9 protein-coding genes are annotated in these 17258 nt (G+C 35.2%); all 9 read left to right on the top strand.

From position 1 onward, the window contains the following. Positions 1–7 precede the first annotated feature (7 nt). Positions 8–1492, top strand: coding sequence for a RagB/SusD family nutrient uptake outer membrane protein (locus BUC31_RS17500; RefSeq protein ID WP_073246671.1), 1485 nt, complete (start codon positions 8–10; stop codon positions 1490–1492). A gap of 99 nt (positions 1493–1591) precedes the next feature. Next, positions 1592–4900 carry a VCBS repeat-containing protein gene (locus tag BUC31_RS17495; RefSeq protein WP_073246670.1) on the top strand — a complete coding sequence of 1103 codons (3309 nt, stop codon included), beginning with the start codon at positions 1592–1594 and terminating at the stop codon, positions 4898–4900. 236 nt (positions 4901–5136) lie between these two features. After that, positions 5137–9303, top strand: coding sequence for a hybrid sensor histidine kinase/response regulator transcription factor (locus BUC31_RS17490; protein ID WP_073246668.1), 4167 nt, complete (start codon positions 5137–5139; stop codon positions 9301–9303). Between the two features lie 207 nt (positions 9304–9510). Beyond that, positions 9511–10665: an endo-1,4-beta-xylanase gene (locus BUC31_RS17485; RefSeq protein ID WP_073246666.1), complete on the top strand. Its 1155-nt coding sequence runs from the start codon at positions 9511–9513 to the stop codon at positions 10663–10665. Positions 10666–10688: 23 nt separating this feature from the next. Further along, a complete protein-coding gene (locus BUC31_RS17480; protein ID WP_073246665.1) occupies positions 10689–12140 on the top strand; it encodes an MFS transporter in 1452 nt (483 codons plus the stop codon). A 2-nt stretch (positions 12141–12142) separates the two neighbouring features. Beyond that, on the top strand, positions 12143–13162 hold the full coding sequence (locus BUC31_RS17475) for a glycoside hydrolase family 43 protein (protein WP_073246663.1): 1020 nt from the start codon (positions 12143–12145) through the stop codon (positions 13160–13162). 174 nt (positions 13163–13336) lie between these two features. Continuing rightward, entirely contained in the window at positions 13337–14308 is a 972-nt protein-coding gene (locus BUC31_RS17470) for a succinylglutamate desuccinylase/aspartoacylase family protein (RefSeq protein ID WP_073246661.1), read from the top strand. Positions 14309–14703: 395 nt separating this feature from the next. Next, positions 14704–15120: a Fur family transcriptional regulator gene (locus tag BUC31_RS17465; RefSeq protein ID WP_027066666.1), complete on the top strand. Its 417-nt coding sequence runs from the start codon at positions 14704–14706 to the stop codon at positions 15118–15120. A 44-nt stretch (positions 15121–15164) separates the two neighbouring features. Beyond that, positions 15165–17135: a heavy metal translocating P-type ATPase gene (locus BUC31_RS17460; protein WP_073246892.1), complete on the top strand. Its 1971-nt coding sequence runs from the start codon at positions 15165–15167 to the stop codon at positions 17133–17135. Positions 17136–17258 lie beyond the last annotated feature (123 nt).

Below are 17258 nucleotides of genomic sequence, written 5' to 3'. Positions count from 1 at the left end.
AAGAAATATGAAAACAACAAAAATAATTTTTTCAATGTTTACGCTCTTCACCGCAATGGTGATTATAAATGGGTGTAGTGAAAATGATTTGGAGTTAGTTAATCCTAACGGATTGTCTCCAGAGACATTTTTCAAGACCGAAGCTCAAGTGCAATCTTCCGTAAATGCGGTATATGCCAACTTGCAAACAAGAGGTCTGTACTCTAGGCACATGTTCTTCTCACAAGACAACATGTCGCATGAGAATGACGGGAATCCGCAACTAGAGGCTGATAAAAGACAGTATTTAGATTTTTCTTTTGACTCAAGTCACGGACCAATAGCAGATTATTGGGAAAGCTGCTTTAGAGGTATCAATAAAGCAAATTTTGTAATTGGCAACGAAGAAGCTATTAATGCAATAGAGGAGTCATTGGTAAGCAATACCATTAAGCAAAAGTTTATTGGTGAAGCAAGATTCTTACGTGCACTTTTTAATTTCTTATTGGTTACTAGATTTGGTGACATGCCTTTAATTACAGAAATACCTACAAGTACCGAGGGTATCGCTAAATCTTCTGCTGATGACGTTTACGCTTTAATCATTTCAGACTTACAGTCTGCATCTGCTACTTTACTAGATAAAAGTGAAGAAGCTAATGGTAGAGCTACCAAAGGAGCTGCTATTGCACTTTTAGGAAAAGTATATTTATTTAGAGGAGAGCATGCTTTAGCCTTGGCTGAATTTAATAAGCTTTCTGGTTACTCATTAGAACCAAATTTCTTTGACAACTTCACAGAAGAAACAGAGCATGGTGTAGAGTCAATTTTTGAGATAGAGTACGATGATGCTTTAGGAACTAGTGCTCAGTGGAATTCATCCGTGACTGGTGCTGGACCAAACGAAGCAACTTTTAGAGGTCAAGAATATGGCTTTAATGATTGGTTCAACGTTTTCCCTTCAGATGATCTTTTAGATGAATATGAAGCAGGTGATACTAGATATGCAGATACATTCTATTCCGTAGGTGACACTTTCGGAGGTGGTGTAGTTACAGCAGAAATGCTAACTGCGGGCGACCAGAGACGTGCTGGCTGGAAAAAGTATCAGAACTATTACAAAGATGCTAATGAAGATCAAGAATCAGGCATCAACTTCAACTACCTACGTTACGCAGATGTTCTATTGATGAAAGCTGAGTGTGAAAATGAAGTAGGCACACAGGATGATGCTATTGATTTAATCAATGAAGTTCGTGAAAGAGCAAGTCTTGACGGTTTACCATACGGACTTTCAAAAGCAGCTGTTTTTGAAGCTATCGTTCATGAAAGAAAAGTTGAATTAGCAGGTGAACAAGTTCGTTATAACGATATTCTAAGATGGAACTTAGTTTCTACAGAATTAGCCGGCACCAACTTTCAAGTAGGTAAAAATGAACTTTGGCCAATACCGGATAGAGAAATAACCTCTAATGAAAATGTAACTGCCGCTGACCAGAATCCTGGTTATTAAAATAATATTATTAAGTTAGTTTAGTTGAATTCCATTAAGCAGCATGTGCAGTCATGCTGCTTTTTTAGTATTACTTTTAAATATATAAAACTTAAAAAAATGAAACTATCAATTGTGCTTAGACCATTAATCTGTTCTATAGGTTTGTTGGCATTCATCAATTGTTCTAAAAAAATAGAACCGGTTGACAGCAAAATATTCTCAAGTTTAGCTGCTAGTAAAACCGGTATCGATTTCAGTAACATACTTACTGAAAATGACTCTTTAAATTACTTCACTTATTCATATTTATACATGGGTGGTGGTGTTGCAACTGGTGACATCAACAATGACGGACTTTTAGACCTTTTCTTCACAGGTAATCAAGTACCAAATAAATTATACTTAAACAAAGGAAACCTTCAGTTCCAAGATATTTCTGTGAAAGCCGGGGTAGTTGGTGACGAACGCTGGTATACAGGTGTAACTATGGCAGACGTCAATGGTGATGGGTATTTAGATATCTATTGCTCTGTTGGCGGCAAATTCTCACCCAAAGAAAATCAATTATATATAAATAACACCGACGGTACTTTTACCGAGAAAGCAGCAGAATATGGTGTAGCCAATACAGGAAATAGCGTGCAGGCTACCTTTTTAGATTATGATAAAGATGGCGATATAGATATGTATGTTGCCAACTACCCACCCACCAACTTTAAATCGCCAACGTTCTACTATTCCTTTAAAATGAAGAATCCAAAAGCTTCAGAGTCTGATCACTTATATAGAAATGATGGAGATAAATTTATTGATGTAACCCAAGAAGCAGGACTCACAAATTTTGGACTCACCTTAAGTGCAACGGTTGGTGATATTAATAATGACGGCTGGCCAGACCTATATGTTTCCAATGATTTCAATTCTCCAGATTTTATGTATATCAACAACCAAAACGGCACATTCAAAGAAGTTGTTAAAGAAGCAACTGCACATACGGCATTCTATGGTATGGGCACCGATATTGCAGATATCAATAATGACGGAAACTTAGATATTTTTCAAGTTGATATGGATGCCAGAAGTAATCGAAGAAAAAAGGCAAACATGGCAAGTATGAACCCTGGTTTATTTTGGGGGGTGGTGAATGCAGGTTTTCATTATCAGTATATGCATAATTGCATGCAATTGAATTCAGGTATTTATACTGATGGTATTCCGCACTTTTCTAACGTATCTAGAATAACGGGCACCTCCTCTACAGACTGGAGCTGGGGACCTTTATTCGCTGACTTTGACAATGATGGAAACAAAGACTTATTTGTATCTAACGGTACCAGAAAAGAAATCAACAATAATGATTATTTTAAGAAGCTTGATGATATTAAAATTAAAAAAGACACACTTTTAGAATTAAGCAAAAGCATACCCTCTGAAAAAATCGAAAATTTCATTTTTAAAAATAATGGCAATTTAGATTTTGAAATGGCAAACGACATTTGGGGAATTGACTATAAAGGATTTTCTAACGGTGTTGTTTATGCCGATTTAGATAACGACGGAGATTTAGAAATTATAACTAATAACATTGATGACAAGGCTTCATTGTTTGAAAATAAAAGTTCAGAAACTAATAATTATGTTTCAATAAAATTCACAGGTAAAAAAGGTAATACGTCTGGCTTGGGCAATAGAATTTATGTTACAACAGAAGGTATAACTCAAGTACAAGAATTAACCCTTTCTAGAGGCTTTCAATCATCTGTTGCTCCAGAATTACATTTTGGTGTAGGCAAACACACGAAAATTGATGAAATAAAAGTAGTATGGACAGATGGCACAATTCAAAAATTGAATAATATAGATAGCAATCAACAATTAACACTGTCACCCGCAAATGCTCATGAAACTATAATAAAAGTAACAGAAGCAGCTAGAGTATTTGAAACTGACACTACAGGATTGTTTCCTAAACATAGACATGTAGAAAATTATTATGATGACTTTGCTACTCAAGTACTACTACCCCACCAAATGTCTGCTTTTGGTCCGGCTTTAGCTATTGGTGATGTAAATGGTGATGATCTAGAAGATTATTTCGTTGGTGGCTCAGTAGGTAATACCGGTAGTTTATTTATTCAAAATTCAACCGGATTTATTAAAACAGATGCTACTTTCTTAGATGATGACATTTTAAGCGAAGATACTGGAGCTTTATTTTTTGATGCTGATGGTGACGGCGACAATGATTTGTATGTAGTAAGCGGCGGATACGAATTTACCGAAAACAATATAAAATTAAAAGATAGACTTTACGACAATGATGGCACTGGTCTATTTAGTAAAGTGTCTAATGAAAACATGCCAAATTTAACCATTAGTGGCGCTAAAGTTTATAATGCAGATTTTGATAAGGACGGTGATGTTGACCTCTTGGTACTAGGCAGACAAGTACCTGGCAGCTACCCTAGCCCTACAGATAGTTATATTTTAGAGAATATTAGCACCAAAAACCAAGTTGCATTTCAGGCAAGTGAAAAATTACAACCCTCAGCTTTTAAAAACTTAGGTATGGCCACAAGCGCAGTTATTACAGACTATAACAATGATGGCTGGCAAGATATTATCGTTGTTGGTGAGTGGATGCCGATTAGAGTATTTAAGAATAGTGAAACAGGCTTTAGCGAAGTTTCTGAAGATATGGGCCTAACAACTGATACCATTGGTTGGTGGTGGAGTATTGAACAAGGCGATTTTGATCAAGATGGTGATATGGACTATGTTGTGGGTAATAATGGTCTCAACTATAAATACAAGGCCACAAATGATGAAACCTTCGATATTTTCGTAAACGATTTTGATAAGGATAATAAAGAAGATATTGTTTTAAGCTATTATAATGACGGTAAACAATACCCTTTACGGGGTCGTGAATGTTCTTCTCAGCAAATACCAGCCATAAAACGCAAATTCCAGAATTACGAGAGTTTTGCCGAAGCTACGCTTGAAGATGTGTATACAGAAAAGTCACTAGAGTCTTCGCTACACTATCAGGTTAAGTCATTTGCCAGTGTATATTTAGAGAATAAAGATGGTAAATTCATTGTTCACCAATTACCAATAGCAGCTCAAATATCTAGCATAAATGAAATTCTTGTAGATGACTTTGATAAAGATGGTTTGCTTGATATTCTAATTGCTGGCAACCTATTAGTTTCTGAAGTAGAAACTCCAAGAAATGATGCTGGTTATGGCCTACTATTAAAAGGTGATGGTAAAGGAAACTTCAAAAGCATTACTGCAGACGAAAGTGGATTATTTATACCTGGCGATGTAAAAGCCATTGAAATAATTCATAACAAAAACAAGGCACCTTACCTAATTGCTGCTAAAAACAACGACTACCTGCAGTTTGTAAGATGGAATTAACGAAAAGGTTATAGTAAATTAAGTGCCTCAAAAATAAACACTTCTGATAGCCCTAAAAAGGAGTTAAAACTCAGAAAGAGGCAAAATTAAAAAAAATACTATGACGCCAAAGACATCTAAAACAGATTGAAATAAAAATTGAAGTAGGCACTTAATTTCAGAATAGACCTATTTTTAAAGGTAAAGCACTTGAAAAAAAGTCATAAAAAAAACCTTGTAATCAACTATATAGTAAAATGAGTGACAAAAAATTATTTGTATGGGTGTTTGCTATTTGCATGACGCTAGCCTTACAGGTTAGTGCGCAAACAAATAATGATATCTATAATTTTGTTACTATTGATGATGGCATACCAAAGAGCGCTATCACCAAAATAATTCAAGATAAAGAAGGTCTTATTTGGATTGCCACCTACGGAGAAGGTTTGTTAAAATATAATGGTACAGATTTAAAAAAGTATAAGCATGATGACAATGACAGCAGCTCAATAAATAACTCAATAGTCAATACCATCTTTATTGACTCTAAAGATAATATTTGGGTAGGATCAAACGAAGGCTTAAATAAATACGACAAAGAATTAGACCTATTTTCTAGTATTAGAATTTCAAAAAATGAACTAACCAACAAAGATCTACCTGTCTTTTCTATTAGTGAAGATATCAATGGGTCTATATTCATTGGCACTCCAGCACACGGTCTTTTTAAGTTAAACGTAATAGATAATTCAATTGAAGAAATAAAAGACGAGACTGGCTCATTAGGCACACAATCAGTAATAAATGCTATTGTTCCTTTAAAGAATGGTGACATGCTAATTGGCTCCACTGATGGGCTATTCAAATATCACAAAAGTGATAATGTTCTAAAACCAAAAACAATAAGTACCGAAAATGGGACTCTTTTAAATGACTACGCCATACAATCAATAACCATAGATAATAATGAAAACATTTGGCTAGGCACCTTTACCAAGGGATTATTTAAAGTAAGAAACAAAATAGACGACCGCTATACAGCTTCTATTTTCGATTTTACAGACAAGCGTATTTTTGCAATAGAAGTATTACCAAATAACACCGTCATATGTGCTACGGAAAATGATGGCCTTTTTGTTTTAGACCGTAATGGGAACCCAATTCATAATTACACATATGACAAATCTGACCCAAAACGCATTCGTTCAAATTCTATATGGTCAATTTTTGTGGACAATCAAGAACGCATATGGTTAGGTTATTATAATAAGGGCATTAGTGTTTACGACAAATATTATGACAAATTTTCAGAATTAGAAAGTCTACCATACAGCGATAACTCCTTACAATCGCCTTCTGTAACTGGTATTGTACAAGGTAGTGATCATCAACTTTGGATAGGAATGGACGGTGGCGGTATTGATAAATACAATTTAGAAACTAAAGAATTCACACATATATCTGACAACTTTATTAGTAATTCTGAAAAACTAAAAAATTTAGACGTTCAAACTATTTTCTTAGACAAACAAGAGAACCTATGGGCGGGCACGTGGAGTTCTGGTATATTCTACTTACCTAAAGGTGGTAGATCGTTTAAAAACTTTTCTATTGAATCAACCAACCGGGCATTAACCTCTAATAGTGTTATCAGTTTCTCCGAAGATTCTAAAGGTACAATTTGGATAGGCACCTATTTTGGCGGTTTACATTCATACAATCCTGATACAAAAGAGTTTCACCACCACTCTAGCGATGCTTTCACCACCCCTTTAGGTAAAGAAGGCCATGTTAGGACCGTATTAGTAGACCACCAAGACCATATCTGGATTGGCGGACCAAACGGCTTGGTTAAAGCCTATTGGCCTGATGAACAAAAACTAGAAACTAAAATTTTAAATAATTTAATTACCAAAAATTCTAATATTCAAGGTACCATAAATGCAAGATCCTTATATGAAGACAGTGCTAACAATATTTGGCTTGGAACATATGGCAATGGGTTATGTAAAATTAATCTAGAAGAAAACAAAGTTGATTGGTTTAATGTAGATGACGGTCTGTTATTAGAAAATATTTCATCGATTATAGAAGATGATAACCAGAATATTTGGGTAAGTGGCGAAACGGGACTTGCCATGTTAGACACAAAAACAAAGCAATTTTTAAATTACAATAAAGAAGATGGTTTACTCGCTAACAACTTCAACTATAATGCCGTAACTAAAGATAAACACGGAATTCTTTATTTTGGCAATTATGAAGGTATTGACTATTTCAACCCTAATAACATATTAGAAAATACAAACAAGCCATTAGTATATTTTACTGATTTAAAGCTGTTTAACAAATCAGTAAATCCATTAGAAAAAGGATCTCCTATTCAAAAAACTATTTCAGAAACAGAACAGCTAACCTTAAAACCAGATCAGTTTGTATTCACACTTGAGTATGCTGCAGTCAATTTCACCAGAGCAAACAATAATGAATATGCCTATTACTTGGAAGGGCTAGAAAATAACTGGAACTATGTAGGTAATACAAGAACCGCCACGTATACTAACCTAAACCCTGGCGATTATATTTTTCATGTAAAAGCATCCAATAATGATGGTGTTTGGACAGAAAGCTCATTAGAACTACCTATTACCATACTTGCGCCATGGTGGGCAACAACATGGGCTACAATTGGTTATATGATAGCATTCATTAGCCTTATTTTATTAGTTAATTGGATACTGAATAAGCGAAGAGAAGAAAGACAAATCATTCAGTTAGAAAGATCACAACGACAACAAGAAGAGATTTTAAACGAAAAGAAAATTCAATTTTTTACCAATATTTCCCACGAATTCAGAACTCCCCTCACCCTTATCATGAATCCTATTATGGATATCATGGAGACTAATAATTACAAACTAAATAAAGGCTTAAAAGAAAAACATAGAATCATCTACAGAAATGCCCAAAGACTTAAAACCCTTATTGATGAATTAATGGATTTTAGAAAACTCCATATTCACAAAATGACATTAAACACTTCAAAAATAGATGCTTATAAATTTGTTAAGGAAATTGCAAAGCACTTTGAAGAAGAGGCTTTTGAAAAGAACATACTGCTTACCACTGAAACAGATGACAATAACGAAATGGATTTTTGGGGGGATCCAGGATTATTGGAAAAAGTCATTTTCAACTTGTTATCCAATTCTTTTAAGGCAACACCAGAAAGTGGTGTAATCACGTTAGGAATTTATTCCCATAAAAACAAAGTAGTTTTCCCCTTGCTAGATGATTCTAAAATGCATAAAGCATTAGAAATTAGTATTGAAGACACAGGATCAGGTATTAACAAAGATGATATTGAACATATTTTCAAAAGATTCTATCAAGCAACAAATAAAAGTCAACATTATTTTGGCGGATCAGGCACAGGTATTGGCCTTGAGTTGGTACAAAGTTTTGTACAGATGCATAAAGGCATCGTAGAAGTAAGTAGCGAAGTTAATCAAGGTACAAAATTTACATTGTTATTTCCATTGGGGAAAGAACATTTTCACTCTTCAGAAATATCCATTCCTTCAGGTAAAGTTTTAAACCTAGATATTAAAGAGGAACATCTAGAAGAAGACCAAAAAATCAATGCAATAAGTAATCTGGATATTGAAAACAAAAAGACCATTTTGGTAGTGGAAGACAATATTGAACTTAGAAATTATTTAAAAAATAAACTTAGAACAGATTATACTGTTGTAGAAGCTGAAAATGGGAAAACCGGTTTACAAATGGCACTTAAGGGAATTCCAGATTTAATAATTTCTGATGTTATTATGCCAGAAATGGATGGTTTTGAATTCTGCACCCATATTAAAGAAAATTTAAAAACGAGTCATATCCCTGTTTTAATGCTTACCGCTAAAGCAATGAGCAGCGATAAAATAAAAGGCATAGATTCTGGTGCAGACGCATATCTTAATAAGCCTTTTGAAATGAAATTATTAAGGTCATATATAAAGCGATTAATAGAAACGCGACAACAATTTATAGAGAAGAACATTAATGAGGAGAATAAAATAACCCTTCTTGAAAACACAACCAGTTTAGATAAAACTTTTATGCAAAAAGTGCTAGATTATGTAAACGAAAATCTAGGGGAACCAGATTTGAACGTTGAACATTTAGCTGATGACATGTCTTTAAGCAGAAGTCAATTGTATAGAAAAATAAAGGCCATTACTGGGATGACCGCCACTGAACTCATCAGAAAAATTAGACTTAAAAAAGCCAAACAAATGATAGAGAGCGGAAGTGAATCTATTAGCGAGGTTGGTTTTAAAGTTGGTTTCTCATCTGCATCTTACTTTAGCAAATGTTTTAAGAATGAGTTTGGCATCCTACCAACAGAATTAAAAGGGAATTCATAGTAAGTGAGAATATGATTTTCGCTTAGGTTATTAATTATCAATTCCTTAATTTTTTAAAGCCGAATCTACTTAAAATTCAAATTAGACCACCGCACTATCCCATGATGCAACAAGATTCCTATCTAATGCATCAAATATTACAATGCAAACTAGTTCAAGATTGTATTTTTAAGCCCCTACTGAAATCCAAAAACAACAACAAAAATTATGAAAAGAAATTTAAAGTCTAAACATAAAACAAGCATTAAATTCACTTTAATACTTGCCTCAATTTTAATGATTGGCTGTGGAGAAAAAAAGACAACTCCTGAGGTTGAAAAAGAACCCACACTTAAGGAGGCGTTTAAAAGTAATTTTTTAATTGGTAGCGCGGTTAACGACAATCTTGTATCAAAAAAAGATAGTCTTGGCGAACAAATTGTACTAACAGAATACAACACCATTACACCAGAAAATTCAATGAAGTGGACGTATATGGAACCAGAGCAGGGAAAGTTTGAATTTGAGACCGCAGATAAGTATATAGATTTTAGCACTAAAAATGATATCGCCTTTATAGGGCATAACCTCGTTTGGCATAGTCAACTTGCAGGCTGGGTGGAAAAAATAGAGTCAAAAGAAGAACTATCCGCTAGTTTAAAAAACCATGTTCAAACTGTTGCTGCTAGATACTCAGGCAAAATACATGGTTGGGATGTTGTAAACGAAGCGCTAAACGAAGATGGCACCTTAAGAAATTCATTATTTCTAAAACAACTAGGACCAGACTATTTGATCAATTCTTTCAAATGGGCACAAGAAGCCGACCCTAAGGCGGAGCTCTATTACAATGATTATAACATGACCCGCCAAGAAAAAAGAGCAGGTGCAATTAAGTTGGTTAAGGACATACAAGCAAGCGGCGCTAGAATTGATGGTATTGGAATGCAAGCACATTGGGGTTTAGAAGATCCCACATTAGAGGAAATTGAAACAAGTATATTGGAGTATTCAGATTTAGGCATTCAAGTAATGATTACGGAATTTGATATCACGGTACTACCAAATCCTTGGGACTTAGAAGGTGCAGAAGTAAGTCAGAACTTTGAAGGTAGTGAACACATGAATCCCTATACTAAAGAATTACCAGACTCTGTTAATACGCAATTAGCACAACGTTATAAAGACATCTTCAGCTTATTTAAAAAACACAGCGATAAAATTAGCAGGGTTACTTTTTGGGGTATAAATGACGGTGTATCATGGTTAAACAGTTGGCCAATAGAAGATAGAACTAACTACCCATTATTATTTGACCGAGAATACAATAGAAAACCAGCTTATTACAGCGTACTCGAAATAGCAAAAGATAGTACACTTTAATAAAACGAACCAAATACCACAAAATGAACAACGATCATAAAATATCTCTTAAGGAGAAAATAGGGTATTCTTTAGGAGACTTATCCGCCAATTTGGTCTTCCAGACCTTAGTTACCTATCTAGCTTATTTCTATACCGATATTTACGGTCTAGAAACCAACGACGCCTCGTTAATAATATTTGTTGTCGGTATGGTCGCTGCATTTGCCTTTAACCCTATTGTAGGTGCCTTGGCAGACAGAACCAGAAGTAAGTGGGGTAAATTTAGACCTTGGATCTTGTTTACATCCATTCCCTTAGGTGTTGTTGCTCTATTAGCTTTCAGCACTCCCAATTTTGACTATTCTGGCAAAGTAGTCTATGCTGCGGTAACCTATACCCTACTCTTATTATTATATGCTGCTAACAATTTACCGTATGCTGCTTTAAGTGGTGTAATTACAGGTAGTATGAAAGAGCGTAATAGTATTTCATCATACCGTTTTGTGGCGGTAATGTTCGCTCAATTCTTTGTACAAGTATTCATGTTGCCTATCATTCAATATGCAGGAGGCGGAAACAAAGCGGTAGGTATTGAAATTGTAATGACCTATTTGGCAATTATAGGAACGATAATGCTGTTAATCACCTTTTTTACAACCAAAGAGAGAGTCATACCCACCATAGAACAAAAATCAAGCTTCAAAGAAGATTTAGGTGATTTGGTAAAGAACAAGCCTTGGATCATAATGTTGGTATTAACCACTTTGGTATTCATCACTTTAGCGATGAAAGGTGGTTCTTATGTTTACTATTTTGAAAACTATGTAGATGCTACAAGTTTGGCAGAATTTATAGATCCTATTTTAAATGGACTTGACAGTATAGGAGTAGATTTCTTTGGTGACAACCCAATTTCTGCAGGTTTCGGACTGTTCAATGCCGGTGGTATAATATTTATGATCGTTGGTATATCCTTATCCAAAGGCTTGGCGGATAAATATGGTAAACGAGATGTTTTTGGTGCAGCGCTATTTGTCTCTACTATTTTCATTGCAATTTTTTACTTTTTTGCGCCAACCTCTGTAGAGCTAATGTTCTTATCTCAAATTTTACACGGATTCTTTTACGGTATCACCATCCCATTACTATGGGCAATGATTGCAGATGTAGCAGATTACTCTGAATGGAAAAATAACAGACGGGCAACGGCAATTATATTTTCTGCAATGATGATAGGTCTTAAATTGGGCTTAACCATTGGTAGCTCTTTAGTTACTTGGATATTAGGAATCTATGACTATATACCTAAGAAATTTGCAGCTACAGATGCGATCATACAACCAGAAAGCGCCATACAAGGAACAAAAATGCTGGTAAGCATATACCCTGCAATTTCATTTTTCATAGCAATAGCATTGTTATTTCTTTATGAAATAAATAAAAAAATGGAAACTCAAATAGAACAAGATTTAATAACTAGAAGAAAAGCTTAAGTATGCCAGAAGATAGCATTGACCACATTGATTTTGATAAACTGAACGAAAAGGCAATTTCACAACCTTTAGTTAACCATATCTATACCGCAGATCCTTCTGCACATTATTTTGACGGAAAAATTTATATATATCCTTCTCATGATATAGAATCTAATATTCCTTTTGATGATTTAGGAAGTCATTTCGCTATGGAAGATTATCATGTTATTTCCGTAGATAGGGAAAGTGGTGAAGCCACAGACCATGGTGTTGCACTTCATGTAAAAGATGTTGCATGGGCAGAAAAACAGATGTGGGCTCCAGATGCCGCGCATAAAAACGGAAAATACTACTTATACTTTCCTGCTAAAAAAGCAGATGGAATTTTCCAAATAGGTGTCGCTGTTTCCAATAGTCCTAAAGGACCATTTACCCCAGAACCAGAAGCTATAAAAGGAAGTTATACCATTGACCCAGCAGTTTTTGAAGATGAAGACGGAAGCTATTACATGTACTTTGGAGGCATTTGGGGCGGACAGTTACAGAAATACCGTAACAATGTATATAATTCCAATAACGAACTCCCAAAGCCTAATGAGCCTGCACTATTACCTATCGTCGCAAAGATGACCGATGATTTATTGGAATTTTCAGAAGAACCCAAAGAAATCAAGATTCTTGATGAGAATGGCGAACTTTTATTAGAGGGCGATAATGACCGTAGATTCTTTGAAGCATCATGGATGCACAAGTATAATGGCAAATATTATTTTTCATATTCCACAGGCGATACGCATTTTATTTGCTATGCTATTGGCGACAACCCATACGGACCTTTTACTTACGGTGGTAGAATTTTAGAACCAGTAGTAGGTTGGACATCACATCACTCTATTTGCCAAGTAGAAGATAAATTCTATTTATTCTACCATGATAGTAGTCTTTCTAAAGGCGTAACACATTTACGATCTGTAAAAATGGTGGAATTAGAGCACCAAGCAGACGGACATATTAAAACTATTACCCCTTATAGTTCATAATTAATAAAACATCAATTTTCTTGTATACACGAATAACGGAGTCCTAATGATTCCGTTATTCGTGTTTCTTTTTTCAGCAAGGCTAGAGATTTATATACTAATTTCGCCCTTTGAGATATAACAAATTGGAACTATTTAAGTTATACAGAAAAAAATAAACTTACGCCAACAGAAATGTTCAATAAAAAATATACCGTTTTAGGGGAGACCATACAAAAAGGCAAAGGCGCCCAATTAAATTTAGACATTGCAAAGTTACACACCAGAACCAAAATTGAAGTTCCGGTAATTGTACAGCGTGGTAAAAAGGATGGTCCTACCCTTTTGATTACAGGTGGTATTCACGGTAATGAAATTAACGGTGTAGAAATTGTTAGGCAAATCGTATCCAAAAAATTCAACCGTCCAGAATGTGGTATGATTATTTGTATTCCTGTTGTAAACATATTCGGGTTCTTGAACCAGACGCGTCAATTTCCAGATGGTCGAGATTTAAACAGAGTTTTCCCTGGTACCTTAAGAGGATCCTTAGCAAGCCGCTTTGCATATCATTTGGTAAAAGATATCGCTCCTGTTATAGATTACTGTATAGATTACCATACAGGTGGTGACAGCCGTTTTAACGCTCCACAGATTAGAATTGATAGTGATGATGTTGACGGATTAGCGTTAGCAAAAATATTTGGTGCAGAATTCATTGTAAAATCTGCCGGAAGAGAAAAATCGTTTCGTGAAACGCTACATCAACTTGACAAAAAGGTACTGTTATACGAGGGCGGAAAATCACTTCATATAGATAGCGAAATTACCGATACCGGTATAGTTGGTGCGCTGAGAATGATGCACCATTTAGGCATGCGAAATTTCGAAGAAGAACTTTCTCATTATGCATTAAAAGAAACGGTTCCGAAATTGGTTCATGCCTCTAAATGGGTTCGAGCAAAACATTCGGGCATGTTTCACCCCACAATCAAAATCGGTCAAGCAGTAAAAAAAGGAGAAGTAATCGGAAGCATTTCTGGTCCGTTCGGGTATTTTGAAAAGAAAATAAAAGCCAAAGAAACCGGATATGTAATTTGCATCAACGAATCACCAATTGTGAATCAAGGCGACGCTATTTTCCATATTGCACACGATGTGGAATAGACTTCAAAACCATTTTATTTTTCAAAAATTAAAGGTCAAAACGTTAAAGATCACCTGCAATTAAAATCCGCTATCTTACTGACTGAAGGATCATTAACCTTTCATCAAAAACACAAACTACCAACTCGAAAATTGAAGCAACTACAGATAAAAAACCTTCATTTTTTAGTTAAAAAAAATATATAATTCACCGATTTTCTAACCGAAACTCTTTATTCTTAAAAATTGAGTCCTCATCACCATATTATTCGAATTTTCAGCACTTTATAACAAAAAATCGAACTCTATTCAGTAGACTAAATTGCTTAATTTAAAGTTAAAGATCCTCTCAAGTTGAAATCTTCTAAAACATTGATTACATTAGTGTTAAAGGTATTTTTAAACTGCTTTTTTGCATGACTGAAATAGAAAAAACATTAGATAATAAAAGTGTACGCCCTACTGCAATGCGCATACTTATCTATAAATTTATGGCAGGTAAAAAAACTGCCGTCGCGTTAACCGATATTGAAAATGCTTTTGAAAAAGCGGAACGCACAACCTTATATCGCACATTAAAAACATTTGAAGAAAAAGGTATTGTACATCAAATTGATGATGGTACAAATATTTCAAAATTCGCACTGTGTCAACCTGGTTGCAATTGCGAAATTGATCAAGATTTACACCTACATTTTCACTGTAGTCAATGTGACAAAACGATTTGCTTGACCGAACATAAAATTCCGCATATTAATTTACCATCAGGATATATCGCTGAAGATGCCAATTTGGTTATTAAAGGTATTTGCGATTTGTGCAGTGAGCATTAAATGCACTTCTGTTGCACTATTCATTTTCAGACCTTGCAGGTATTATGAAAAAGAATAAATTAGATTTAAAATCCCTTACCGCTTCCAAAAGCACTTGTGAACACTGCCATGATGACGATGGGCACAATCACAACGAAGCTGGCGAAAATTTCACCATCAATACATACTTACCTGCAATCATCAGTTTTATAATGCTGATGATTGGTATAGCTCTAGACTATTTTAAGTCGTTTCCATTCTTTGATGGTTACATACGTTTAGCCTGGTATATTATAGCATACATCCCTGTAGGACTACCTGTTTTAAAAGAAGGTTGGGAAAGCATAAGAAAAGGAGACTTTTTTACGGAATTCTTTTTAATGGGTATTGCAACTATAGGCGCTTTCGGTATTGGAGAATATCCTGAAGGAGTTGCCGTAATGCTCTTTTACGGTGTTGGTGAATTGTTCCAAAGTGCTGCTGTTAAGCGTGCTAAGGGCAATATTAAAGCTTTACTTGATCTACGACCGGATCAAGCTTTGGTTTACCGTGATCATAGCTTTGTTGCCATATCTCCAGAAGAAGTAGAAATTGGCGAAAAAATACAAGTTAGAGTAGGTGAAAAAGTCCCGCTAGATGGCGTATTACGCACAGAAAAAGGTTCTTTCAATACCGCTGCATTAACAGGTGAAAGCAAACCTGATTCCCTTAAAAAAGGAGATTCCGTATATGCTGGCAGTATAAATCTAGACGGAGTTATAGAAATTGAAACCACCAAAGCTTTTAAGGACAGTTCTATTGCACGTATTCTTGATATGGTACAAAATGCCACTGCACGAAAATCTAAAACGGAGCTGTTCATAAGAAAATTTGCCAAGGTATATACTCCTATTGTCACTTACCTAGCAATTGCACTCACTTTTCTTCCATACTTTTTTGTTGAAAATTATGTATTTCAAGACTGGTTGTATCGTGCCTTAATATTCTTGGTGATTTCTTGTCCATGTGCCCTGGTAATTTCTATTCCCTTGGGCTATTTTGGCGGATTAGGAGCTGCTTCTAGAAATGGTATTTTATTTAAAGGAGCATCCTTTTTAGATACGATGACCAAGGTAAATACAGTGGTCATGGACAAAACAGGTACCGTAACTAAAGGTGTTTTTAAGATAAAGGATCTTGTTAAAGATCAGATCTTTACCGAAGATGAATTCATGAAGTACTTGATCGCCATTGAAACGCAATCTACACACCCAATTGCCAAAGCTATTTTGGAATATAAACCAGAAGGCGAAGCATATAAAGCAACAGATGTATCTGAAATTGCAGGTAAAGGATTGAAAGGAATCGTAAATAGCAAAGTTGTCTTAGTAGGTAACAAAGCCTTAATGACGGCGAATCAAATTGAGGTACCTAAGATAACTGACACCATTGTTGAATCTATTGTTTTGGTAGCGATAGATGGAAAATTTGCAGGTTATGTCACCATTGCGGATGAATTGAAAGAAGATGCGCAAAAAGCAATTCAAAATATACGTGCTGCCGGAGTCACAAAAATTATTATGCTATCTGGGGATAAAGATTCCATCACACAAGAGGTTGCAAAACAATTGGGCATTGATTGGGCAAAAGGAGGATTGTTACCTGAAGAAAAATTAGATGAAGTTGAGAAACTAAAGAAACTACCTAATACGAAGATAGCATTTGTAGGTGATGGAATAAACGATGCACCCGTACTTGCCGCAAGTGATGTAGGTATTGCTATGGGCGGACTAGGAAGCGATGTAGCTATTGAAACAGCCGATGTTATTATACAGAACGACCAACCTTCTAAAATCGCCACAGCTATTAAAATAGGTAATTCTACCCGTAGTATTGTGTGGCAAAATATTGCTTTGGCTTTTGGGGTGAAAGTAATTGTTCTGGCCTTAGGAGCAGGAGGCTTAGCTACTATGTGGGAAGCTGTTTTTGCAGATGTGGGCGTAGCGCTATTGGCAATTTTGAATGCAGTTAGATTGCAAAAAATAAATTGGGATTAAACTAGTGAAAATGTCACTTCGTCTTGAAAAAACTCCTCGCAATGACGATTTCGATACAAAACGTCATTACGAACGTAGTGAAGTAATCTGTTTGTTTGTAGCCGAGAACTCACATGCTGACAC

The sequence above is a fragment of the Maribacter aquivivus genome (assembly GCF_900142175.1).
GTDB classification, from domain to species: Bacteria; Bacteroidota; Bacteroidia; order Flavobacteriales; family Flavobacteriaceae; genus Maribacter; species Maribacter aquivivus.
Note: the sequence above shows the minus strand (reverse complement) of the source record. Positions and strands in the feature narration are given on the sequence as shown.